Here is a 22,383-nt window from a genome sequence, read left to right as displayed (position 1 = left end):
TAGATTGATCCTATTGGCGGGTGAGCAGGTTGGTCAACGCGTTGCGATTCCTTCCGAATGATAAACATTTATGGGTTTGCCAATAACCTCTTCAATTGATTGCAGCAAGTCAGGTTTACTCATTGTAGTGCTTAGAAGCAGCTTACTTTTGGGCGCATGAATGATCGCGACGGCTTGGCCCTTGGTAATGGCTGCAGAAACAAGGGGTCTTGCCGTATTCGCATCAAGCGTCATGATTAAATCGGGAAAAGTCGCTAGCCGCTGCCCCTTATGTTCCAACGTCATATATTCGTTCCAAAATGTGAGCTCCCAATGATCCTCGATCGTCACATGCCCAACATCGAAGCCTCCGTCGGTCTTCAGTGTAAAGGCAGTTACAGCACCTGACATGATAACCGTTCCGCCCAGTTTAGCGCATACAGCCTCAATGGCAGATTCACCCTTATGGCTCAGAAGTGTTTCACCCAGTTCAATCGCCTGACTGATGGCTCCTGGCGCGCCGTTTGCTGTCGCATAACCTACCGTCACCGGATTACGTGCGACAGCAACTAGTCCACCCGCGTCAATAGATACTCTCCTAAGTAATGATGAGGCTTGCTCGATCGTTCCTGACACGACTACCTCCGTATAACGGTTAGCCCACCCACCAACAGCTGCTTGATGGGAAACATATCCGAGTCTTTCGTGAAGGTTCATTGCTCCCATGATCGAAGTAGGATGAGCGCGGCCATTACATGCCAAATCGACAACTGGAAGCCCTGTCACGACCGCCTGAAACCAACCATTCACTGTCGTGTTAGCGCCATTCTCGTTGGTGATGATGCCGTTAATCGGCTTTTGAAGCCTGCCCGACATTAGTTCCATAGCCCTGACATAGTGAATAGGTTTCACAAATTTCTCCTTCGCAGCCGGCGCGCCGACAAGCGATGTCGTAAGGAGCATGTCTTCCTCCATCAGCTCATCTACTGAGAAAAGTTGGGGTGAGCCTACTTCAAGTGCCAATTGTCCCAGTTTCAGACCGTCTTGGATCCACCCGCCTCCGCCTCCGCCAAGAATAGCGCCGCCATATACAGCGAATTCCATCATCCGTTCATCCAAATATGTCTTCGCCATTTGTTTTCCCTACTTACTTTTATATTTTTGAAGCCAACGACTGTATGCCATCTAAACGATATTAACAACCAAACAATAATCACAACCAAACTATATCAAAAGCCATCTTTCCTTCCTATGGAAAGCCTCCCAAATGCAAGACCTCCTTTTTAGGCGTCCCCACAATGACCAAGAGCCTGGAAACTGTGCAGCCGCACAAGTGAACGTAACTACGTTTGTTCGTTACAATATATTAAATTGTTCACACAAATTTTATAATTCAGAGGAAACTACAAACGCTGGAGGATGATTGTAATGACCCAACATGCCCCTAAAACAGATGACTTCTCTCTTGTAAGGGTACCTGCCCATGCCAGATTGCCGATGTGGGAAGTTCTGCTTGTTCGAATTGGCGCGCTAACTTGTATCTCTCAATTCATGCTTGGCGCTGCCCTTGGTTATGGTATGACATTTTGGCAAGCTTTTTGGGCGACTATGTTTGGCAGTATCATCCTGCAGGTCGTTAGCGTACTGCTTGGCATTGCAGGAGCCCGTGAAGGATTGTCAACCAGTATGTTAGCCCGGTGGGCTGGATTCGGAAAATACGGCTCGGGTTTAATAGGCGCTATATTTGCCATCAGCCTCGCTGGCTGGTTCGGCATTCAGAACTCCGTATTTGCCCAAGGCGTCGATCAAGCCCTGGGAGGCAAGCTCGGATTTCCTTTATCCGCTGCCCTAACTGGGCTATTTGTAACCATCATCGTTATTTTCGGCTTCAAATGGCTCAGCTGGACAGCGAAAATTGCCGTCCCGGGATTTCTGCTTGTGATGGCCTATGGTATTTACAAAGTTTTGGAAAACCACTCCCTTTCAAGCCTGATATCCTCGCCAGCTCCAGGTCCCGCACTATCGATTAGCGCAGCTACAACGATCGTTGCTGGCGGCTTCATCGTAGGCTGCGTCATCACCCCCGATATCAGCCGATATTGCCGTTCCAGCAAAGATGTATTCGGAATGACCGTGATAGGCATCTTCCTCGGTGAACTGGGTGTCAATATGATCGCCGTACTTATGGCCCATGCCATAAAAAGCAATGACATTATGACAATCGTTCTCCAGCTAACCGGCTTGTTCGGCGCCGTTCTGGTTACTTTTGCAACCATCAAAATTAATGACATTAACCTTTACTCCTCTTCGCTCGGCTTCACCAATGCCATCCATACCTTGTTTAAAGTTAAATCTAACCGAGCCATCGTCACATTAGTCGTAGGGATATTTGGAACCGCTTTATCAATCATGGGAATCTTGGATCAATTTATCGGCTTCTTAATCCTGCTAGGTATATGTGTCCCTCCCATTCCTGGAATCATAATAGTCGACTATTATATTCTCAAACGCAGTCGCAAAATTCTGGACGAGAGTCGCCATCTAGGCACATTGCCTTCAGAATCTGAGAACTTCCATCCAATTATGCTCGTGGCATGGGGGATTGGCATCCTGGCAGGATATTACATTGACGCAGGTATTCCATCGGTCAATGCTATCCTGGCCACTGGATTATCTTATTACATCGGCATGAAGCTGCTTCAAGCATTCAATCAAAGCAAGATCAAAGTAGAAGAAGTCGTTTAGCAGGGACTGCAAGATTGTTGACGCGAAGAGGCTGTCTCACGAGGTTAAAAACCAAGGAGGCAGCCTCTTATTCTTATATCCAAACGATTACGAGTCTTTAGAAGCTCTTATACGTGCCAAAAGCTGCTCATATTGGGGAATAGGAGCCTTTGGGGGCTCTTAACTCCAACCAATACACTCAAAATGCCCCCAAACGAAGAAAATAAAAGCCCCTAGCAGCTCTTATACACGCCAAAAGCGGCTCATATTCGGGAATAGGAGCCTTTGAAGGCTCTTAACTTTCATTGTGCTAATTCCAGAGCACTCACCAGCATCATTCAACCCAGGATTCATCTTTTCGTTCATAATAAATGCATCTTTCAAGCAAACTAATTGCAATGACTTCTATTTCTATTTCATATTCGCTCAACGATCCGTTTCGCACGAACAGCAACTTGCTTTAAAAGCTCATCTTCATCGATCGTCATTAATTTCCGGTTTCTCATAAGCACTTTTCCATTAACTATCGTTGTATCAACGTCGGCTCCATTAACACTGTAGGCAAGGAGCGATCCAACATTATGAATAGGCTGTAAATGGGGTTTGTTCATATCTATGAGTATGATGTCCGCTTTTTTCCCAATTTCAAGTGTGCCGACTTCATCTCCAATGTTTAACAACGAAGCACTTCCTGTTGTCGCCATTTGCAAAACTTGTCTGGCAGGCAGCACAGTTGGACTTCCATAATCTAATTTCTGCAACCAAGTAGCTGCCTTAATCTCCTCAAACATATCGATCGTTGTGGCACTTCCTGCGCCGTCCGTTCCCAGACCAACCGTAATTCCCTGATTCATCATTTCAAGCACTGGTGTTATCCCGCACCCTAACTTTAAGTTACTTACTGGGTTATGAGACACACCTCCACGCATGCCTTTCAAGAGTCTAATATCCCGACGGTTTAGATGTACACTATGAGCTAACAGAACATGTAATTTTGCAAAAAGACCTTCATTATATAAATACTCTGTCGGCGTTTGGTTATATCTTTCCTGAATTTTTATTACTTCTTCTTTTGTTTCAGCCAGATGGATATGTATTGGAAGCTTGAGTTCTTCCGCAATATTCACAATATTTCTTAATGCTTCTGGCGGACAAGTGTATGGCGAGTGGGGTCCCAACATGGTTGTGATTCTACCATCAGCTTTACCATTCCACTGTTCAACCAGTTCCAGCGCTTCTGTTAACCGTTTGCCACCATCGTCTTGAAGAAAAACCAATCCTCGCGTTAAAGAAGCACGCATACCAACTTCTTGAACAGCTAAAGCAATTTCATTCATCTGGATATACATATCAGCAAAAGCCGTTGTTCCTGACTTAATCATTTCTGCCATCGATAGTTTGGCACCCCAATATATATCTTCTGGCGTCATTCTGGCCTCTGCCGGCAGCATTTTTTTCTCCAGCCAATCCATTAACTTCAGATCATCGGAAAAGCCTTTAAGCAAACTCATGGGAGAATGTTGATGAGCATTAATCAAGCCAGGCATCGCAATCATGCCTTGGCCCTGTATCACTTCATCTACCTCATCCGTAATTGGATTCCCTAACTTTCTAATCTTGTCATCTTCAACGAGAATATCGCCTGTGATTGGTTGCTCCTCGCCGACCATCGTAAGGATAATTACATTCTTAATTAATATTTTCATAAAAAAAACCTCCTAATATGATTGATAATAGGAGGTTAAACTATGACGTAAGGTGAATGTCAATCGTTAGCAGATATTTTTTTGAAATAATAACTTCGTTTGGCATAGGGGGTAAATCCATTTTTCTCATACAAATTAATCGCTTTAGTGTTAGTCGAACTGACACTTAGGATTACTTCTTTAGCACCTGCCATTTGTAACCTATCTATGATTTCCAAAAGTAAATATGTTCCTATACCTTGACTTTGAGCATCTCGTCTAACAGCAAGCGTTGGAATTTGGCCTACTTCCCCAACTAACTTCGCAGAAATGAACGCCACAGGTTCACCCTTCATGTTACATGCCAACACATACAATTTAGAATTAAAGTCAGAACTATTAAACTCATGAACCACACTTTCAGTCGTTTTTTTGCCATTAAATGCATCATTATAGATTGCTGCCCATGCCGCTGCATCCTTAATTGTAGGTGAACTAATGTAGCAGCCACTCTTTAAATGAGAAAGATTAGGCCTAGTGAGTTCTTTATTACTGAGTACCCAATAATTTGCTCATGGCTGACAGCTACAAATGTATGGTCTCGACTCCTGGCTCCAGGATCATCTAAATATCGTTCAAATTCTTGGATGGTCATGCCTTTTTGCAAATTATATTCATCTTGATTGATCAAATTGACGATGGGCGCGGCGTCGGAACTGTCATATTTACGTATAGTTATATTCATCATTTTTCACATCTCATCATCTTCATCGCTGAACAAATCATTCAGAACCGATTTTCTGTTTTCGAGAAAACGTCTTGTTAGGATGTAATGCAACGTGTCCTCATAGCGTATTTCAGCAACAGGATCTACATCAAAGTTAATAATCTGTGCATCCGGAAATCCAAGAAGTATCGGGGAATGCGTCGCAATGATGAACTGAGCTTCTTTCTCTAAATCCTTAATTACCCGCATTAATGCCAATTGCCTGGCAGGTGATAATGCCGCTTCGGGTTCATCGAGCAAGTAAATCGCCTTTTTCCCAAAACGATGTTTAAAAAGCGAAAGAAATGCTTCACCATGCGATTGCTCATGCAAAGAACGGCCGCCATAATACTGCAGGCTTTCGGGCAAAGTATCCAAATGAGAAGCAAAATGGTAAAAGGTTTCAGCTCTTAGGAAAAAGCCATTTGTGATCTTAGGCATCCACGAAAGTCGTATGTGATCCCCCAGAATGGAATGGGCAGCATCCACATCATAGTAGTTGTTCTTCCCGCCGCCAGCCGTATTAAAGCCGCTTTGATAGGCGATTGCTTCAAGAAGCGTTGATTTGCCCGACCCATTTTCCCCAACAAGAAAGGTGACATTTGTTCGAAATGTTAGTGTATTCAAAGATTTTATGGCAGGTATGGAAAATGGATACGTTTTCGGATTCGTTTGTTCATTTTTTAGTATCTTAATGCTTCTCAAGTACATGAATTTCAACTCCAGATAGGACTTTATAAATTAAATTCTTGTTCTTTTATTGTTTAAGTTTCTTTATGGATGTTGATATCTTATCGTAAGTGTTTACTGGAAAATCGTAACTCCATCTTTCTTTAAACTCTTCCATTCCTAGATCCTTCATCTTAGTTAATTCTCTATAGATCATTCTAAGTAATTTAATAGTATGTACATGTTCACTTATTAATAATTTGCCTTTAAAAAGTTCTTCAGAACTGAAATTATCATCCATTTCATATAACTCAAATAGAATCAATTCTCTCGAGATCTTTGAGTATTTAATTCGGTATTCTCCAGGTTCAGTCTGTATGGATATTAAAAATTCATTTGCATGTTCAAGCAAATTTGACGTTTTATCCGTAAGATCACTTATCGCGTCAGATAAAAAAGAAGCTGGAATCTCAATCTCAGTGCCTTCATTACTAGTGATAACAATATCTAACCATCCGTGAGGTTCAAGACTCATTCTGAAATCCATCATTTCACCTTACTTTTGCATTATTCTAGGTTTCTTTCGCATCTTCTCTTAATTATATAAACTTCAACACAACTATGTAAGTAGTCAAACAGAAAAACCAGCAAACCATTGGGTTTGCTGGCACTATTTCAATATAATTAATTACTGATAAATTCCTGAACCCACTCACCATTGTAATAAGCGACACCTATTTGGGTAAAGTTGGGGCTTAGGATGTTTTGACGGTGACCCGTGCTGTTCATCCATGCTTTCATGACGGCTTCAGGCGTTTGCTGCCCTTTTGCGATATTTTCACCTGCATAGGAATAACGAATGCCATAAGTGCTCATCATATCAAAAGGAGAGCCATACGTAGGCGAGGTATGATCAAAATAGCCATTATTGTACATATCCTTCGCTTTATCCAAAGCCATCGTTGTAAGTGCGCTATTGCTGGTCAAAGGACTAAGCCCCGCCTTCGCACGCTCCTGATTCACAATAGTAACGACCTGGCTAGCAAATGTTGCTTGCGATGGTGCTGTAACAACCGGTGTTTGGGGAGCTGGGGTAGTGCTTGGGCCTCCAGGTATGTTCAATTTCATACCTGACCAGATCACATTGGGATTGGCAACCTGAGGGTTAGCCTGAATGAGTGATGTTAGACTGATCCCATACTTTTGGGAGATTAGCCACATCGTATCGTTGCCGGATACATGATAAGTCGATGATGCGGCCATCGCCGCGGTCGAACCCACTAGAAGGCTTAATCCTAATGCGCCGGTTACCATAAATTTTTTGTAGCGTTTCAACATACATCTCTCCTTTTTACGGCCTGCGAGGTTAGCTGTCGGATTCGGATCAAAGAGTAATCACCCGGTCGCTCACGCGACTTCACCCCAAAGAATGGTTCCCCCGTGCTTCATACTAAAGCTTCGGCCTTCTAAGTTTTTTTGATCCAAAATGGATCCTATAAATTGTAACACGTGAAAACGATGAAATCATGATGCAATATTTCCCATTAAGGTTGTTTTTCATTCTTATAAATGAGAAAACCCTCTCATATACAGCTTTAACGATGATTTGCAGCGTTAATGCCTCGAAAAGGTTAATCTCCAGTATAGTTCCCTTATGTTAACGTTGTTTTTCACCCTTACAGATACGAAATCTCTCGCTTTTACAATTTTAACGATGATTTTCAACGTTATTGCCACAGTTTCTTTTCTGTATAACGACGACGACAGTCGTCGAATTAACTATGCCCAAGCGCCTCTAGAACGAAGCGGATATGCACGCCTGCGCCAATGATAAGGGCCGACTCGTCCACATCAAAGCGAGGATGATGCAGCGGATGAACAATACCAAGCTCTTCATTGCGTATTCCCAGGAAAGCGAAGGCACACGGGATCCGCTCTGCATAGAGCGCGAAATCTTCCCCTGCAAGACTTGGAGCCTCCAGCCACTCAACTTCTACGCCTCCGGTCACCGCTGCGTTTGCTGCCATCTGTACGATTTCCGCATTATTCAGGAGTGCCGTGCCTAGGCGGTAGCGGGAGGTGTACGTCCCTCCGAAGGATTGGGCGACGGACTCGGCACGCGTTTCAAGCAAACTTTTCATCCGCTGAACAGCTTCATTGCCAAATGTGCGGAAACTGCCCGTCACTTTCCCCGCGTCAGCAATCGCATTCAGCACCGTTCCCGCTTGCATCGTGCCGAATGAAAGCACGGCTGGGACCAGCGGATTCCACTGTGTGGCTGCTGCTGTCTTGGCTTCGATGACGAACTGTGCTGTCATCACCAAAGCGTCCACCGCCAGATGCGGTGTAGCATGATGACCCGAGAGTCCGTGGAACTCGTATGTAAAATGCGAAGAGGCGGCCATGATATAGCCTTCCTTAAGCCCGATTGTCCCAGTGGGAAGGTCCGGCCAGACATGTAAAGCAAAACCTAGCTCAACTTCGTCCAATACGCCGTCGTCGATGAGATCCCGGCTGCCGCTGACGAGGCTGCCGTCTTCGGGACAGGGCCGAGCGCCTTCTTCGGCAGGTTGGAATACAAAAAACACAGCTCCACTCAAGCTCTTCGCTTCCCTGCTAAGCGCATACGCGGCGCCGAGAAGCATCGCTGTGTGCGCATCATGCCCGCAAGCATGCATGAAGCCATCTCTAAGCGAGCGGTACGGCGTCTCCGTTTGCTCCTGGATAGGCAAAGCGTCCATATCCGCTCGCAGCATAATCGTGCGCCCGGGCAGTCCGCCTCGGAGGATGCCGACAACCCCGGCCTTGAAGCGCTTGCCAACATTGCGTCTTACCTCAAGTCCCCATTCCTCCAACTGTTGTGCGACAAGTGATGCGGTTCGTTCCACATCGAACATGCTCTCGGGATTACGATGCAAGTCGCGCCGTACCGTAATCATTTCGTTGTCCCAATTGTCCAAATGCACTTTCAAGCGCTGTGAGAGATTCATAGGTGAACCTCCTCTGCTCGGCTTAGGTAGCTGTTGGTTGGAATCGCAAGCTCCAAGTTCCCCCGCAGAGTGTCTTTTTCATACTCAGTTCGGTAGATGCCTCTCTCCTGCAAAATGGGCACGACCTGCTCAACAAACGCCTCCAGCGCCTTAGGTGTAACCGTTTGAATGATGAAACCGTCCGCGGCACCTTCCTCGTGCCAATGCTGGATCAGATCAGCGATATACAAAGGTGTGCCGACGAACTCGCCAGGCGGAGTTACAGCGCGAAATGCAACCTGCCTAAGCGTTAATTTCTGTTCCTCAGCCATACGCTTGATTCGCCCGGTGATACTTTGGTAGCTATTGCTGCCAAGGTCGCCCAGATCAGGGAACGGCGCATCCAAAGGATACTGTGAGAAGTCGTGATGCTCAAAAAATCTGCCCAGATGGGCGATTGCGCCTTCAATTGTAACCAGATTCGCTATTTCCTCGCGTTTACGCTCTGCTTCTTCCTGGGTTCGACCTATAATCAAGCCGATGCCATGCATAATAGCAATATCATCTTCCGAGCGTCCATAAGCCTTGGCTCGAGCTTTTACATCACGGTAGAACTCCTTCGCTTTCTCGATGTCCTCATGCTCAGTTAACACAGCATCGGCTGACTTGGCAGCCAGATTTCTGCCAGCTTCCGACGAGCCTGCCTGGAAAATGACGGGCTGACTATGGAACCCATCTTCCCATGTGTTCCACAATCCTCTAGTTGCCTGCAGATGTTCCTCCGCTATGCGATAGCGCTCAGCATGGCTCGGGTGCTGTCCTTTGTTGAAGTTGCGGGCTGAACCTTCAAGCGGTGAGGTGACGACATTCCACCCTGCCCTGCCTCCGCTGATATGATCAAGAGAAGCGAACTGCCTGGCTACGCTGAAAGGCTCGCTGTAAGAGGTTGACAGCGTGCCAACTAGTCCAATTCGGTTCGTCACAGCTGCTAGTGCTGAAAGAATCGTAATCGGCTCGAAGCGATTCAGAAAGTGAGGAATCGACTGTTCGTTAATATAGAGGCCGTCAGCGATGAAGACCAAATCAAATTTCCCTGCTTCCGCAATTTGAGCTTGGCTCTTATAGAATTCCAGACTAACGCTGGCATCCACCTGTGCGTCCGGATGCCGCCATAAGCCAATATGGGCGCCAACTCCTTGTATCAGGGCACCGAATTTGAGCATTTTTTTCTTGGACATTTGTTCCCACGCTCCTAGTTGATATGACAGATCTAACTATTTTCGCCCTTTAACTTACTTATCCTATGAAAATAATAGGAATAATACTTTGCCTATCTTAGCACCGCCTCTTCGTTGCGGTCTAATCGATTTTTTTATTTAAAACTTGAAAAATAATCGAAAAATTTAATGATATTTTTAAAGGCAAATACGCTTAGATAATTTTTATAGTTAAGTTAAACCATTCATATACCTTCATATATGTATGTTACATCGGGACATTATTTTATAAAATTATTGGTTACGGTTTGTTTCTATATGCATCAAAAAAAAGCCATCCATTGAGCAACACCAGCTCATCGGATAGCCAATCAACATTTAATAGGAACTCTACTTAATTTTTTGCCCCAAGTTTTGCAAGATTGGTGAAGCTGATCTCCAGACTTTCAAAGGGATTGCGGTCATAACAGTCATCCTGTTCGACCGCTGCCCACTCTACGCCAATCTCTTCACAGGCTTGAAGAATACCTTTGAAATTCATATTGCCTTCACCAACTTCTGAAAACCGCTGTTTCCGATCCGCGGTCACAATCATATCCTTAAAATGCACAACCTTCATACGCCCGTCCATCTTGCGAATCCACTCGATGGGATCGGCGCCTCCAGCTTGCACCCAATAAACGTCCAACTCGAAATCCACGGCGTCAGGATCTGATTCCTCGAATAAAATCTGCATGCCGGTTTTACCATCATATTTGGAAAACTCAAAATCATGGTTATGATAGATGAACGTTAATCCTGCACTTTTCAGTTGTCTGCCGAATTCAGAAGCTTGCTTCGCAAATGCCGCATAACCTTGGCTATTTTCACGGAATTTCTCGGGGAGTCCGCCTAAACCAACGTATTTGCAGTCCCATGCTTGATGTTTAGCAATAACCGAATCCATATCATTCAACAGGTCATTGTACCCGATGTGCGTCGCGCAGATTGTCAAACCTTCTTGATCTGCAAGCGCTTTAAATTCTGCGTCATCGATAGGCCCAACTCCAGAAGCCTGGATGGCCCGATAACCCATTTGTTTGACTTTTTTCAAGCTATTGCCAATGTCTTGGTGGGTTCCCAAAAAGTCGCGTAACGTATACAATTGTGCGGCGATTCTCATTCATTTCACTCCATTTCATGATATATATGAGTCCTATCATATATATCATGAAATGGAGATTAGAACCATCTAAAGTTTCTATTTCGCATCATGAAAAATAATCCCTAAACTGTATCTCGTACCTGTCTTCACAGTACTTACACCATGTCGGAGTGTAGTTTTGTAATACCCGCGCGTTCCTAATAGAGGGCGATGATTCGTAGGAAAAACCAGCCCCTCTCCTTGTTCCAAGGTGATGACATGGCCCCGGCTTTGCGCCCTCGGCCTTTGCTCCACCAGTAAGAATTCCCCGCCTGTGAAATCTATCTCTCTTTGATTCAGAGCGAAAACCACCTGAAAAGGAAAGCACACATTCCCGTATAAATCCTGATGCAAACAATTGTATCCGCCTGTTTCATATTTCAGGATCAGCGGGGTTGGCCGATTCTGTCCTTCTAGATGACATAGATCAAGGAATTCTGCTAATGTTGCCGGATACGTAGCAGGTTGGCCCAATTGCCCCAGCCATCGGTTAGCTGTTATTGCAAGTTCAGGGTATAAACCCTCTCGAAGCTGCTGCAGCAATGGTGGCAGCGGTGTATTGTAATATTTGTACTCTCCAATCCCAAAACGGTACCTTGCCATATCGATGGTCGTTCGAAAGTAATCCTCTTCCTCATATCCGCTGATGACATCCTCACAATCCTGTTTATTTAATAAAGCAGGCAATTTGACATATCCCTGTTCATCCAGCGATTGTTGGATTGAGGGCCAATTCAGATTTTCTAAACTTGTTTGCAGTTGCTTAGGCATGTTGCTTAACCCCCAGTTTAAGATCAGTTTATTAACTTCTGGGATCAGTATAACCGCAGCATGAAGCTTTTGTACGCTTTCTCGAATGGAAGAGCAAGATAATGAAAGAATGACACTTCGGTTACGCTGATTTTTTCTTATTTTTCACGTTTTGATTAAGAAAATGGATTAGTGCTTGATAAAAATCGCGTTCGTTTTCCACCTTTTGAAAACCATGACCTTCATTCCGCTTGAGCATATAAGGAACGTCTACATCCAGCTTGCGCAGCGCTTCAACCATTTGATCAGATTCTGCCCTATTCACCCTGGGATCATTCACGCCTTGTACAATCATCAGCGGTGATTTAATTTGACTCGCGTGAAGCAAAGGTGATACCATTTCGAGCTGCTTCCTATCTTTTATGGGGTCACCTACCTGTTGAATCATCTGGGGGCGATTTAGTTCCCAATAAGGGGGAATCGTGTTCATGAAGGTTAAGAGATTCGAAGGCCCTACGTAATCAATACCTGCAGCATACAAATCAGGCGTGAAAGTCATGCCAGCTAGTGTCGCATACCCACCATAGGAAGCTCCATATATCGCGACGCGTTCAGGGTCAGCTGTCCCCCTCTTAATCAGCCAGTTTACTCCGTCGGTAATATCATTCTGCATGGCTTTGCCCCATTGTTTGTCACCGGCATGCAAAAAGGCTTTCCCATAGCCTGTGGAACCGCGGAAATTCAATTGAAGCACGGCATACCCTTGGCTGGCCAGCAGCTGAACTTCCATCTGATACCCCCATGAATCACGAGCCCAAGGTCCCCCATGTGGATTGATAACTACAGGAAGTTTGTTGGGAACAACGCCTTTGGGAAGCGTTAAGTAACCGTGAATAATTAAGCCATCCCTACTTTTAAAAGAAATCGGCTTCATATCAGCCAGCTTAGACTCATCGATTTTCGGATGAATGTCATCTATTTTATCAAGCTTATCCGCCTTGCGGTCATATAAATAATAAGTGCCATATGATTTATCACTACCCGAATACAAAAGCAGTAGATTCTTATCCGGCGATCCGACTAGATTCCAATGGCGAGTATTCAGCTTGGCTTCAATTTTGTGCGACAGCTCTTCAAATTCTTTGTCCAAGTAATGCATTTTCATATCATCCGTCTCATAGTATACGGCAAGAATCGCTTTTTTCTTGTAGGAAACGATAAAATTATCGATATCGACTTCGTCATTCTCATAAACGACTTCTGTCTCTTTCTTCGTAATCGGATCAAATTTCACTAAAGCTTGCTTATCGCGTCCAACGTTCGAAGCAGCGTAGATTTGTTCATTATTAAAGGAGAACATGACTGGAATAAAGGTATCTTTTGCGTCAAAAGTAGTGATTTTGTCAAAATCTTTGTCCTCGTCTTCTCTGTAAAGCAGGCTGGTCGTATCGCCGTCTCTGGCAATCGCAGTCCGAATTTCGCCCCAATTATCAGTCTGCCAGTACACGACGTTCCCGGGGTTCTGTATCTGCAACTTGGTATCTCCGGTACTTAGCTTAACCCGATATACATCCATAACTTTGGGATCACGTTTGTTCATTGTAAGCAAAAGCTCAATGTCGCTTTCATCCTTTGCTGGCAGAATGTCAAGCAAATCTGACTTTACGTTCGTATAAGGAGTTAGGTCCATATCTCCCGAACCGTCAATGTGAACAGCGCGAATATGCTGATTTTCCGTTCCGCCGCTATCGACTGTGTAGATGAGAATCTTGTCGGTAATCCATATTAAACTGTGAATGTTCTCATCCTTGGAGCTGGTGATTCGCGTGCTTTGCGTCTCTCCAACCTTTTGGATATGAACATTCATCCGATTCTCCCATGGCTGCAAGTAAGCCAGCGTTTTGCTGTCAGGCGAGAGCCTCATTGAGACCTTATCCGGCATTCGCAAAAAGTCTTCCAAAGAAACAGGACCTTGCGCTGTTTCCTCCTTTTGAGAAAGGGTGCGATAAATAAATAAGACAAGCTGTGCACGGGTCACCTGGTTTTGCGGCATAAATTCCATCTGCTCTGTAATGAAATTCTGCTTTAACTTCATGACATCGTCGTGGTGAACTTTGCCGATCGTTGTTTCATCTTTGAGCCATGCCTGTATGCCGTTATCTCGGAGTTGAAAAGCGCGAACGAGCAAACTCGCCATTTGTTCACGGGTTAGGAGAGAATCTGGCTCGTACAGCCCCTCATTGCCCTGCACAATGTTCTGCTCCTTCAAGGCATTGACCGCCTCAGCATAAGGACTCGTCACTTTCACATCCGTAAACGCGTTTAACGATTTGGGTTTATTCAGCTTGAGCGCCTTGCTCAGCCATAAGGCCGCATCTCCCCGTGTAACTGCGTCATCTGGATGAAAGCTTCCATCCTCAGCAGCACTAACGATTCCTTTCTGCTTTAGCACCGTGATTTCTTGGCTTGCATAATAGTCTGTAGGCACATCCGGATAGGCGGTTGAGTCGCTGTTGGCCTGAACACCGGTTGGCAGCACAATAGCGGCAATCCAGACGGCTGCCACCATATGAGCTATTCGTTTTCTAAAAGAAACTTTCATGTAAATCCCCCTGTAAAGTTGATACAACATATTAACACAATAGATTCCATTATATACCAGAAGCTGCTAGAATCATAGACTCATAGATAGCGGATCGTAGTTCCTTTTCATGCTGCGCTTTCTGTCATCGCACAGCCCAGAGCATTCCTGTAGATGCTAATATTTTGGTTTTGCAAAAAACAAGCACCCTCTGTACATTAAGATCATGTCACCGGCCAGTGACTAACATGATCTAATAACAGGAGAGTGCTCACTATGAAGTTTAAACAAAGACATTCGGAAAATCAACGGATCGAACGAATTACCACGAATCATCTTATCGTTGGTGTAGATATTGCCAAAGAAAAACACGTTGCTCGGGCTGTCAACTTCCGTGGGATCGAAATCGGACGACCTATTTCGTTTGAAAACGGAAGAGAGGGTTTCGAAAAATTATTTCGCTGGATTCAAAATTTACTAGCCCAAAAAAATCTCACTTCGTTCCTCATTGGACTCGAACCAACGGGGCACTACTGGTTTAATCTTACTGACTGGCTAACGCAAAACAACCATGAAGTCGTTCTGGTCAATCCCTTAACCACGTATAGAAACAAAGAGAATCGAGACAACAGTCAGTCCAAAAACGACTTCAAAGATGCTTTGGTTATCGCAGATGCGGTCTGTCGGGGATTTTACTTTCCTTATTATCAGCATGGGGACGTTTACCAGCGCATACGTATGGTCATGAATGACCGGGAATACTGGGTGAACCAGCAAACAAGCCTAAAAAACCGCATCTTCCGCTTACTTGACATCCACTTTCCCGAGTACTGCCGTGTTTTTGAGGACTGGACAACCGTCCGTTCCCTGGCCTCACTCAAGATCTTTCCGTTGCCGGCAGACGTAAGACTATTAACGCCGCTGGAGATGGTATCTTTATGGAGAGAAAAAGGCGGAATGAAGCGAGCTGGGGGTAGAACCGGCATGGAGATTGCTACCAGACTCATCGCAGCAGCCCGCAATTCCGTCGGCAGTAAAGTAGGGTACGTGGAAGCGCGAAATGATCTGAAAAGGCTTCTTGAGGACTATGAGCGCTTGGCTGAACGACTGCGAGAGTTCGAACAAGAGCTGGAAGGGCTGCTTGAACCACTACCGGAGGTCCCCTTACTACGGAGTCTGAAGGGTTTGAGCACGTTGATGATCTCGGCATTGTTGGCAGGGTGCGGGGACCTAAGCAAGTATGCGCACGGTCAACAAATCCTCTCGCAAGCCGGGATGAACCTCGTGAATCAGAGTTCAGGCAAGCATCAAGGTAAAGTGACCCTTTCAAAACGTGGAAGGCCCCAATTGCGAAAATATTTGTATTTAGCGGTACTCACACTTGTCAACAATCATCCGAGTTTTCAGCAGTGGCATATCCACAATGTACAGGTCATGAAGATGAAAAAGCACCGCTCTATTTTTAAATTAATCGGTAAATTAGCACGTATAATCATCGGTATGGTAAAACGGCAAGAAGAATTCAAATCGGACATGGAGCAGCAGCAAGCTGCTTAGTTTATCCTGGTCATTGTTTATTGTGCTCCGCTGGAGTGTCAGAAAGTTGAAGGAAGCAACGCTTTTTAACTAGGGGCGTATGTTGGCCCATTCGTAGGATCACGCATGACGAAAAGCACGGAAGTACCGAGTAGTAGTTCCCAAAGGGCACAGACCCGTTACTAGAGCATCTCGGCCTCCACCTCTTGGACAGGTATAACGAAGGAATGTAAGGGCTGCGACCCGTTGAGTCATGGGAGGGTAAACCACCAAGAGACCGTGGAATCAAACGTGCATATATGGGAAAATGAGGAATTAATAGCACATCCTCTATTCCCGTATGCCCTCTTGATGATTTTAGAGAAACAGCTCCCTTATCTTCTAGAGAACCCTGCTTCAAGAATGTTGTATTCCTACGAATGGGCGAGTATATGTAAGAAAAACGCTAAGAACAGAGGGAGGGAACTACGATCCGCTATATTGCTGAAAACCACCAGATTACACTCCAGAGGGAACTATGGTCCGCTATTTCACCATTTCCCAGTCAGAATCAGCATGTTCTTCTTTATTAGCGTACCTCAGTTCCCATTCATGCTACTTTTGCTCCCGTTTCCGCCAATTAGCGGATCGTAGTTCCTTTTCATGCTGCGCCTTCTGTCATCGCACAGCCCAAAGGGAACTATGATCCGCTATATTGCTGAAAACCACCAAATTCCACTCCAGAGGGAACTATGGTCCGCTATTTCACCATTTCCCAGTCAGAATCAGCATGTTCTGCTTTATTAGCGTACCTCCGTTCCCATTCATGCTACTTTTGCTCCCGTTTCCGCCAATTAGCGGATTGTAGTTCCTTTTCATGCTGCGCTCTCTGTCATCGCAGCTAATAACTCGCCCATCACAATAGCAGAAGGACTGCTTCAACGAATTGGAGCGTGAAACCCTTATGGAAACAAAACCGCGAAATATCAATCCCGAGGGAATTATTCTCGCATTTGATCCTCCAAGCAAGCTCGTAATGAGTTGGCGGTTTCTCTCTTTCCCTGATGAATTCGCACAGGCTGCCAGCACCGCTGTAATTCTGGAAAATGGTTTACCAATCGTACTTTCAGGAATGAAGTCCTTGGTGGAGACAGGTTCCTCATTCACGTCAATATAGGTGTATTGGGTCATAGAGGATGCGAATCGAGGGTACATCAAGGTGGCTGTCCCTGAAGGTTTTACCTTGGGGGCAGCCATGTTTAGCAAAACTCGTTAATCTAAACGCTTTTGCGAAGAACATCTGGCAGCACGTTCAGCAGGCGTTCCAGCGTAATTGAATCATCATAATTCCATTTGGCATCCATGAGGTAAACAAGATTATTTTGCACAGGTGCAAGCTCTCGCCATAACGGACTAATGATTAACAGCTTGGCTGAATCCAAGGAGATCTGGTCTTCGCCCACGAGTAAAAATAACCGATCCCCGGCATAGGCTGCTATCATTTCAGCCGAAATCTCCTGATATTCAACCCCCATTTCCATCATGGCTCTGACTTTCTCTGAAGGTTTAAAGGCCAGAGGATGATGAAGTGTGAAGGAGAGTCCATGGTTCCCCATGACATACAGCCGCCCATCTACGATAACAATGACAGTTACCGTTTCATTCGCTTTGATATCTAGCCGATATTGGTTCCATAATGCCTTGGATTTGGACTTATAGTTCTTAATCCATTTCTCAGCATGAGGTCTCTTGCCCAATACGGCCGCCATTAATCTAAGCTGCTCGAAGTTGGCATCTTCTCTGTCAAGAACCAAGGTCGGCGCAATCTGGGAAATAGGCGTTGCTGCGGTTTCAACCGTGTTGCAGTAAAAAATAAAATCGGGCGCGAGTGCCTTTATTCGCTCCAAATCCTCTCTGGGTCCAATATCCATAATATGTTGGAGTTCATTGCGATAAACAACCTGTTTGCCGATTACCGTCAAATCAGCGCCGACTGGCCTCACGCCAAGCGTAAGCAAATTTCCCAAGGCATATCCAATCACAACAATCCTTGAATTCTGCAAAGGCAGCTCAATCTGGGAACCTAGCTCCTTCTGAATCATGACATTCCTTGGATGTGTACGCGCATATTGCTTGGGGGAAATCCCCATAGATTGCCGGAATCTACGATTAAAATAATATTCATCCTTAAATCCTACCCGGTGCGCGATGTCTCTGAGGGGCGCATTGGAGAGCAGCAACAGTTCTTTCGCGCGCTTCATTCGCACTTCTGTTAAATAATCCAAAGGTTTATAACCTGTGATAGCTTGAAAAATAGAACTATATTCCCAGCGCCTGACACCCGAATGCTGTACAAGCTGTTCAACCGTAATATGTTCAATGAAGTGCTCTTCCAAATAGGCAACAGATTGTTCAACTGCCTGTATGGAATCTGTAGCAGCACGCTTGGCTTGATGACTTTCCAGCATCAATAGCAGCAATTCTTGCAAACGAATTTGCTGCTTGTAGCTCTCAAATGGCCCCCCATCTTCCCCTTTATGGACGATTTGCTCCAGCAGGTCCACGCATTTGATGAATGGTGTTGGGGTTATTGGATACCCAAAGGGAACGTGCGGGTGTATAGGAAGAGGACGATTCGTACCCAAACAGTGCATACTGAAAGTGACCCATAACCCCGTTAGGTCATCACCTTCTCGAGTATCAAACACTAATTTAGTTTCAGCGTGTGCAATCAGGCATACTCCCTGTTTAATAGGCACAGTAATCCCATCAATCAGGAGAGAACCGCGGCCTTCGGTAAAAGCAATGATCCCATGTCGCCCTTCCAATGGGCTTACATCTATCGATCCGTCAGTGCTATTCATCGAACCAACGCCACATATGGAAAATAATAGATCATGAAGGATTTGGGCTTCCCTGACATCTTGATTCAATGGTGATCCTCCTGAAAAAGCTATTTGAGAATGGTTATCAATATCAAGTTAATTGTACAGAAAAAAAAGAAGCTTATCAACTTGAAGTTGAAAGCTTCCCACCTAACGAAGGCTGATAGCTCTAATTATTTCATTATCTTCGGAAGTTCATCCAATAATCGGTCCTTGGTAATCGGATCATCGAAGTTCCATTTCGTTGGGATGTAGTACACTTGTTTGTTGACAACAGCTTTAAGGGATTTAAAAACCGAAGCATTCGTAAAAGAATCTGCCGCAGCTCTGGCTGCTTCATTATCATCCGTTAATACAAACAGATAGTCCCCTGCAAATTCGGGCAGAACTTCGTTGCTTACATCACTGAATCTTTCATTCTTATCAATTAAAGTTTGCTTAACTTTGGGAGCAGGCTTGTAACCGAGTGTATCATATAGGATCGTAGAAAACCCGCTATTCCCCATCACATAGAATTCTTTCCCTAAGCGTATGAAAACAGTGGCCGTTTCACCCTCTTTGACAGTTAACTTCCCTTTCATTCCAGCAACTTTCCCTTTGAAATCTTGTATCCATTTCTCTGCTACTTGTTTCTTTCCGATAATATCACCGATGACAAGCAATCGTTCAAAAGTAGGCAGCCTGTCATACGTTACCGTTGGTGCAATCTTATTAAGCGCGTCATAATCTGTAGATTTATAATAAGTGCCTCCACTGTCCATCAGGATCAGATCCGGTTCAAGTGAGAGAACCTTCTCCAGATTCGCTGACACGTCTCCAATATCTTCAATACCTACTAACAAATCCGGATAAGCAACCTGTTTGGCAATAACTCCTAGTGTGGCACCTGCTGGCTTAACGCCTAATGCCAACAAATCTCCCAAGTCACTGCCTGTGTATACGATTTTTTTGGCTTGCGTTGGGATGACTACTGTATGACCTTTGGAATCTGTTATCTTTCTAGTAGCTGGTTCTGCTTTAGATTGTTCTGTGGCATCCTTTAGTGTTGATTTTTCAACTTTAGTTCCACAAGCTGCAACCAAAGCGATCATCAGAGTTGTTAATGCTAATAGGATGACAAATCTACGTGCGGTTCTCATCTCGCTCTTTTTCCCCCAATAGTGAATTTATGAAGACAATGATAATCATTATCGTTGATAAGCATAATAAAGTTTGCTTTTATTAGCAATGGAGAAACCTCATGATTTTTTTGGCACAAACCTCAGTTTATAAATAAAAAAGGCTCAATTCGCATCAAGTGCGCATGAGCCGTTCCTGGTTACTCGTCCTTTGATTCAATTGGGCCAAAATGTTTCAATCTAGTTAACAAATGAGCTATATTGTAGATGGAGAAGTAGATACAAACGTCATATATATATTTCCAATTTTTCGGATTATAGAAACCCGTCTTCGTAAAGAAAGGTTCAATTAGATACGCGCAAATAAGTCCTAAAATAATTCCTTTAAGAATTGGATTTAATTTCGGTTTTATTTGAATGGCAAACATAACGCCAACTGGAAGCATTGAAAAGTGATAAGGCAGAAATGTCGTTCCCGAGCAAGGAATAAACTTGATCGGATACGACCATTTCCCCATGGACAAGGCAAACATATCGATGATTTGACCTAGTAGAATCGAACAAAGACCAGCTAAAAACAGTCTATTTGAGCTATCCTTCTTCTTATATTTCAACCAAATCAGCCATGGCACAATAAACAAGGCAATGCCCAGCCACCATCTCCATGTAAATAAAAAGCTATGAATAATAGCATCATTAATCAATGTATTGGCTTCAACGATTTCCTGCTGTGCTTGTTCGACTTGATTAATTCCATCTTGTATCGTCATGCTAGTTACATCCCTTCTCCAATTGGACGCTATCCTCAAGCGTACATGTATTAGAGGATAGTTTATCCAGTTGAAGAGAAGATGATACTACCTTACACATTTGCTATGTTACTTATTCAACACTATGATACTGGTTCATCAAATCCAGAAATTTAGCTGCGGCATCGTCTCCGAAAGTAAGCTCGAGATTGGCTTGTGATTCCTCCGCTGATTTGGACGAATAGACGTACATTTTCTCCTCGTATGCTTGAATTGCTTGGTTGATATCGGCATGTTCAATAATAGACAACGCAAGTTCTGTAGCATCCAGCATCGCTAAGTTTACGCCTTCTCCCGCAAAAGGAGACATTAGATGCGCTGCATCACCGATGAGTGTAATTCCCGGTTTACTGGTCCACTTTAATCCAACAGGCAGCATATAAATGCGTCTTGGGAACATCGGACCTTGGGCAGAGCGGATATAATTCTTTAATGATTCGTCCCAATCGTCGAAATGTTGCAGCAGCAATCCTTTGGCATCTTCTGGCTGATCGAATGAAATGCCGCAGGTATTCAGCCATTCCCGTTCAACTTGAAAGGCCAAATATACGCAGATTCGGCCATCCCCATTAAGCTGCCCCAAGATCCCTTTATGATCCGAGAGGGCAAACATTTTGCCTCTTCCGTTCAAAGCTGAAATTTCTGGATGATCGACCGCTGCATTATTCACATAAATCTCAACCATACTAAGTCCTGAATACGCAGGAGTAGATTCCGTGAGAAGCGGCCGTATGCGTGAAAACGCGCCATCTGCAGCTACAACGAGATTAACGGTATCGATATGTCCGTTCTCGAAATGCAGCTCATGCTGCCCATTCTCCAACGGAACCACGTGGGTTAAATTATGCCCCCAACGAATGGCAGCGGGGTCAAGTGACTGTATCAACAGCTCACGCAGAACGCCGCGGTCGATTTCAGGACGATCCCCTTCCTGGGGCTCTGCCACCTCATCCAGATAAATTTTGCCGGTTTTATCAAATAAGCGGAAATCCTGTCCTTCATACCGGGCGAGCGCTTCGAATTGGTCGATTAAACCCGCCTCTCGCAGTGCCTTTTGGCCAGAATCATGATGAATATCTAATGATCCGCCCTGCCCTCGGCTGCTCGGAGATTGTTCTCGTTCATAGACGACGCTCGCCACACCATGCTGCTGTAAAATACGCGCCAATGTCAGCCCTCCAGGGCCTGCCCCCACGATAGCGATGCGTTGTTGTTGTTTTGTATTTGCGATTGTTGTTGTCATATCGATTTACACCTCGGAGTTAGATTTTGAATGTCTTGATCTATTTATAACACAACGAACGGTGTTCGTAAAGGACGTAGTTCGTAAAGGACATAGTTCGCGACGGGTGCGATCTATAGTAACTTTCAAATCTAATCTAAACTAATCAACTCCAATGAGACTCCGATTATCCCAATTAAGAAACAACCGGACTTTGATCCCTGCGAGATGAGCCTCCTACCAGCGAGAAATCCTGTAAGAGAACTCTAATCCGCTATTTAGTCAAAAAGCAGGCATGTTTGGACGATAGC

At 44.7% G+C, this 22,383-nt stretch carries 19 protein-coding genes and 1 riboswitch; of the genes, 3 read left to right on the top strand and 16 right to left on the bottom strand.

The window, feature by feature from the left end:
- Positions 1 to 33: 33 nt before the first annotated feature.
- Positions 34 to 1,113 carry an S-methyl thiohydantoin desulfurase family protein gene (locus tag LOZ80_RS10560; protein WP_238171389.1) on the bottom strand — a complete coding sequence of 360 codons (1,080 nt, stop codon included), beginning with the start codon at positions 1,111 to 1,113 and terminating at the stop codon, positions 34 to 36.
- Positions 1,114 to 1,407: 294 nt separating this feature from the next.
- Between LOZ80_RS10560 and LOZ80_RS10555 the strand changes: the two genes are divergently transcribed.
- The gene (locus tag LOZ80_RS10555; RefSeq protein ID WP_238171388.1) at positions 1,408 to 2,724 is read left to right on the top strand and encodes a purine-cytosine permease family protein; all 1,317 of its coding nucleotides are present in this window, start codon (positions 1,408 to 1,410) and stop codon (positions 2,722 to 2,724) included.
- 395 nt (positions 2,725 to 3,119) lie between these two features.
- On the opposite strand, the gene LOZ80_RS10550 is transcribed toward LOZ80_RS10555, so the two are convergent.
- The 11 genes from LOZ80_RS10550 to LOZ80_RS10500 all read right to left on the bottom strand — a co-directional run bounded on the left by LOZ80_RS10550 (position 3,120) and on the right by LOZ80_RS10500 (position 14,544).
- Positions 3,120 to 4,409 (bottom strand): amidohydrolase, encoded by a 1,290-nt coding sequence (locus tag LOZ80_RS10550; RefSeq protein WP_238171387.1) that lies wholly within the window; start codon positions 4,407 to 4,409, stop codon positions 3,120 to 3,122.
- A gap of 59 nt (positions 4,410 to 4,468) precedes the next feature.
- Complete coding sequence (locus LOZ80_RS10545; RefSeq protein ID WP_283214783.1) at positions 4,469 to 4,846, bottom strand: GNAT family N-acetyltransferase; 378 nt, start codon at positions 4,844 to 4,846, stop codon at positions 4,469 to 4,471.
- A 56-nt stretch (positions 4,847 to 4,902) separates the two neighbouring features.
- Positions 4,903 to 5,136 carry a GNAT family N-acetyltransferase gene (locus LOZ80_RS10540; protein WP_238171385.1) on the bottom strand — a complete coding sequence of 78 codons (234 nt, stop codon included), beginning with the start codon at positions 5,134 to 5,136 and terminating at the stop codon, positions 4,903 to 4,905.
- Between the two features lie 3 nt (positions 5,137 to 5,139).
- A complete protein-coding gene (locus LOZ80_RS10535; RefSeq protein ID WP_238171384.1) occupies positions 5,140 to 5,865 on the bottom strand; it encodes an AAA family ATPase in 726 nt (241 codons plus the stop codon).
- A gap of 46 nt (positions 5,866 to 5,911) precedes the next feature.
- Positions 5,912 to 6,373, bottom strand: a complete 462-nt coding sequence (locus tag LOZ80_RS10530; RefSeq protein ID WP_238171383.1) for a hypothetical protein — start codon at positions 6,371 to 6,373, stop codon at positions 5,912 to 5,914.
- Positions 6,374 to 6,507: 134 nt separating this feature from the next.
- Complete coding sequence (locus tag LOZ80_RS10525; protein WP_443147058.1) at positions 6,508 to 7,158, bottom strand: CAP domain-containing protein; 651 nt, start codon at positions 7,156 to 7,158, stop codon at positions 6,508 to 6,510.
- 5 nt (positions 7,159 to 7,163) lie between these two features.
- Positions 7,164 to 7,297, bottom strand: a riboswitch (cyclic di-AMP (ydaO/yuaA leader).
- 301 nt (positions 7,298 to 7,598) lie between these two features.
- Positions 7,599 to 8,813: a M20 metallopeptidase family protein gene (locus LOZ80_RS10520; RefSeq protein WP_238171381.1), complete on the bottom strand. Its 1,215-nt coding sequence runs from the start codon at positions 8,811 to 8,813 to the stop codon at positions 7,599 to 7,601.
- On the bottom strand, positions 8,810 to 10,030 hold the full coding sequence (locus LOZ80_RS10515; protein ID WP_238171380.1) for an LLM class flavin-dependent oxidoreductase: 1,221 nt from the start codon (positions 10,028 to 10,030) through the stop codon (positions 8,810 to 8,812). The genes LOZ80_RS10520 and LOZ80_RS10515 overlap by 4 nt, the downstream gene beginning before the upstream one ends.
- Positions 10,031 to 10,403: 373 nt before the next feature.
- On the bottom strand, positions 10,404 to 11,171 hold the full coding sequence (locus LOZ80_RS10510; protein WP_238171379.1) for a sugar phosphate isomerase/epimerase family protein: 768 nt from the start codon (positions 11,169 to 11,171) through the stop codon (positions 10,404 to 10,406).
- A 78-nt stretch (positions 11,172 to 11,249) separates the two neighbouring features.
- Positions 11,250 to 11,963: a 2OG-Fe(II) oxygenase gene (locus tag LOZ80_RS10505; protein WP_238171378.1), complete on the bottom strand. Its 714-nt coding sequence runs from the start codon at positions 11,961 to 11,963 to the stop codon at positions 11,250 to 11,252.
- 121 nt (positions 11,964 to 12,084) lie between these two features.
- A complete protein-coding gene (locus LOZ80_RS10500) occupies positions 12,085 to 14,544 on the bottom strand; it encodes a S9 family peptidase (protein ID WP_238171377.1) in 2,460 nt (819 codons plus the stop codon).
- A 255-nt stretch (positions 14,545 to 14,799) separates the two neighbouring features.
- Here LOZ80_RS10500 and LOZ80_RS10495 point away from each other — a divergent pair, with 255 nt between their 5' ends.
- Both LOZ80_RS10495 and LOZ80_RS10490 read left to right on the top strand, forming a co-directional pair.
- Positions 14,800 to 16,080 carry an IS110 family RNA-guided transposase gene (locus tag LOZ80_RS10495; RefSeq protein WP_238167177.1) on the top strand — a complete coding sequence of 427 codons (1,281 nt, stop codon included), beginning with the start codon at positions 14,800 to 14,802 and terminating at the stop codon, positions 16,078 to 16,080.
- Between the two features lie 922 nt (positions 16,081 to 17,002).
- A complete protein-coding gene (locus LOZ80_RS10490) occupies positions 17,003 to 17,215 on the top strand; it encodes an SRPBCC family protein (protein ID WP_238171376.1) in 213 nt (70 codons plus the stop codon).
- A 100-nt stretch (positions 17,216 to 17,315) separates the two neighbouring features.
- Here LOZ80_RS10490 and LOZ80_RS10485 read toward each other — a convergent pair whose 3' ends face one another.
- From LOZ80_RS10485 to LOZ80_RS10470, 4 genes are all read right to left on the bottom strand, one after another.
- Positions 17,316 to 18,971, bottom strand: coding sequence for a helix-turn-helix domain-containing protein (locus LOZ80_RS10485; RefSeq protein WP_238171375.1), 1,656 nt, complete (start codon positions 18,969 to 18,971; stop codon positions 17,316 to 17,318).
- 125 nt (positions 18,972 to 19,096) lie between these two features.
- Positions 19,097 to 20,062, bottom strand: a complete 966-nt coding sequence (locus LOZ80_RS10480; protein WP_238171374.1) for an ABC transporter substrate-binding protein — start codon at positions 20,060 to 20,062, stop codon at positions 19,097 to 19,099.
- Between the two features lie 179 nt (positions 20,063 to 20,241).
- Entirely contained in the window at positions 20,242 to 20,811 is a 570-nt protein-coding gene (locus LOZ80_RS10475) for a CBO0543 family protein (RefSeq protein ID WP_238171373.1), read from the bottom strand.
- Between the two features lie 112 nt (positions 20,812 to 20,923).
- Positions 20,924 to 22,093: an FAD-dependent oxidoreductase gene (locus tag LOZ80_RS10470; protein WP_238171372.1), complete on the bottom strand. Its 1,170-nt coding sequence runs from the start codon at positions 22,091 to 22,093 to the stop codon at positions 20,924 to 20,926.
- Positions 22,094 to 22,383: the final 290 nt, after the last annotated feature.

It is taken from the genome of Paenibacillus sp. HWE-109 (assembly GCF_022163125.1).
Taxonomy (GTDB): domain Bacteria; phylum Bacillota; class Bacilli; order Paenibacillales; family NBRC-103111; genus Paenibacillus_E.
This window is presented reverse-complemented; position numbering and strand designations above follow the sequence as displayed.

Coding starts and splice junctions, on each gene's coding strand:
- LOZ80_RS10560 (WP_238171389.1), bottom strand. CDS start 1,113: ATGGCGAAGACATATTTGGATGAACGGATGATGGAATTCGCTGTATAT.
- LOZ80_RS10555 (WP_238171388.1), top strand. CDS start 1,408: ATGACCCAACATGCCCCTAAAACAGATGACTTCTCTCTTGTAAGGGTA.
- LOZ80_RS10550 (WP_238171387.1), bottom strand. CDS start 4,409: ATGAAAATATTAATTAAGAATGTAATTATCCTTACGATGGTCGGCGAG.
- LOZ80_RS10540 (WP_238171385.1), bottom strand. CDS start 5,136: ATGATGAATATAACTATACGTAAATATGACAGTTCCGACGCCGCGCCC.
- LOZ80_RS10535 (WP_238171384.1), bottom strand. CDS start 5,865: ATGTACTTGAGAAGCATTAAGATACTAAAAAATGAACAAACGAATCCG.
- LOZ80_RS10530 (WP_238171383.1), bottom strand. CDS start 6,373: ATGATGGATTTCAGAATGAGTCTTGAACCTCACGGATGGTTAGATATT.
- LOZ80_RS10520 (WP_238171381.1), bottom strand. CDS start 8,813: ATGAATCTCTCACAGCGCTTGAAAGTGCATTTGGACAATTGGGACAAC.
- LOZ80_RS10515 (WP_238171380.1), bottom strand. CDS start 10,030: ATGTCCAAGAAAAAAATGCTCAAATTCGGTGCCCTGATACAAGGAGTT.
- LOZ80_RS10510 (WP_238171379.1), bottom strand. CDS start 11,171: ATGAGAATCGCCGCACAATTGTATACGTTACGCGACTTTTTGGGAACC.
- LOZ80_RS10505 (WP_238171378.1), bottom strand. CDS start 11,963: ATGCCTAAGCAACTGCAAACAAGTTTAGAAAATCTGAATTGGCCCTCA.
- LOZ80_RS10500 (WP_238171377.1), bottom strand. CDS start 14,544: ATGAAAGTTTCTTTTAGAAAACGAATAGCTCATATGGTGGCAGCCGTC.
- LOZ80_RS10495 (WP_238167177.1), top strand. CDS start 14,800: ATGAAGTTTAAACAAAGACATTCGGAAAATCAACGGATCGAACGAATT.
- LOZ80_RS10490 (WP_238171376.1), top strand. CDS start 17,003: ATGGAAACAAAACCGCGAAATATCAATCCCGAGGGAATTATTCTCGCA.
- LOZ80_RS10480 (WP_238171374.1), bottom strand. CDS start 20,062: ATGAGAACCGCACGTAGATTTGTCATCCTATTAGCATTAACAACTCTG.
- LOZ80_RS10475 (WP_238171373.1), bottom strand. CDS start 20,811: ATGACGATACAAGATGGAATTAATCAAGTCGAACAAGCACAGCAGGAA.
- LOZ80_RS10470 (WP_238171372.1), bottom strand. CDS start 22,093: ATGACAACAACAATCGCAAATACAAAACAACAACAACGCATCGCTATC.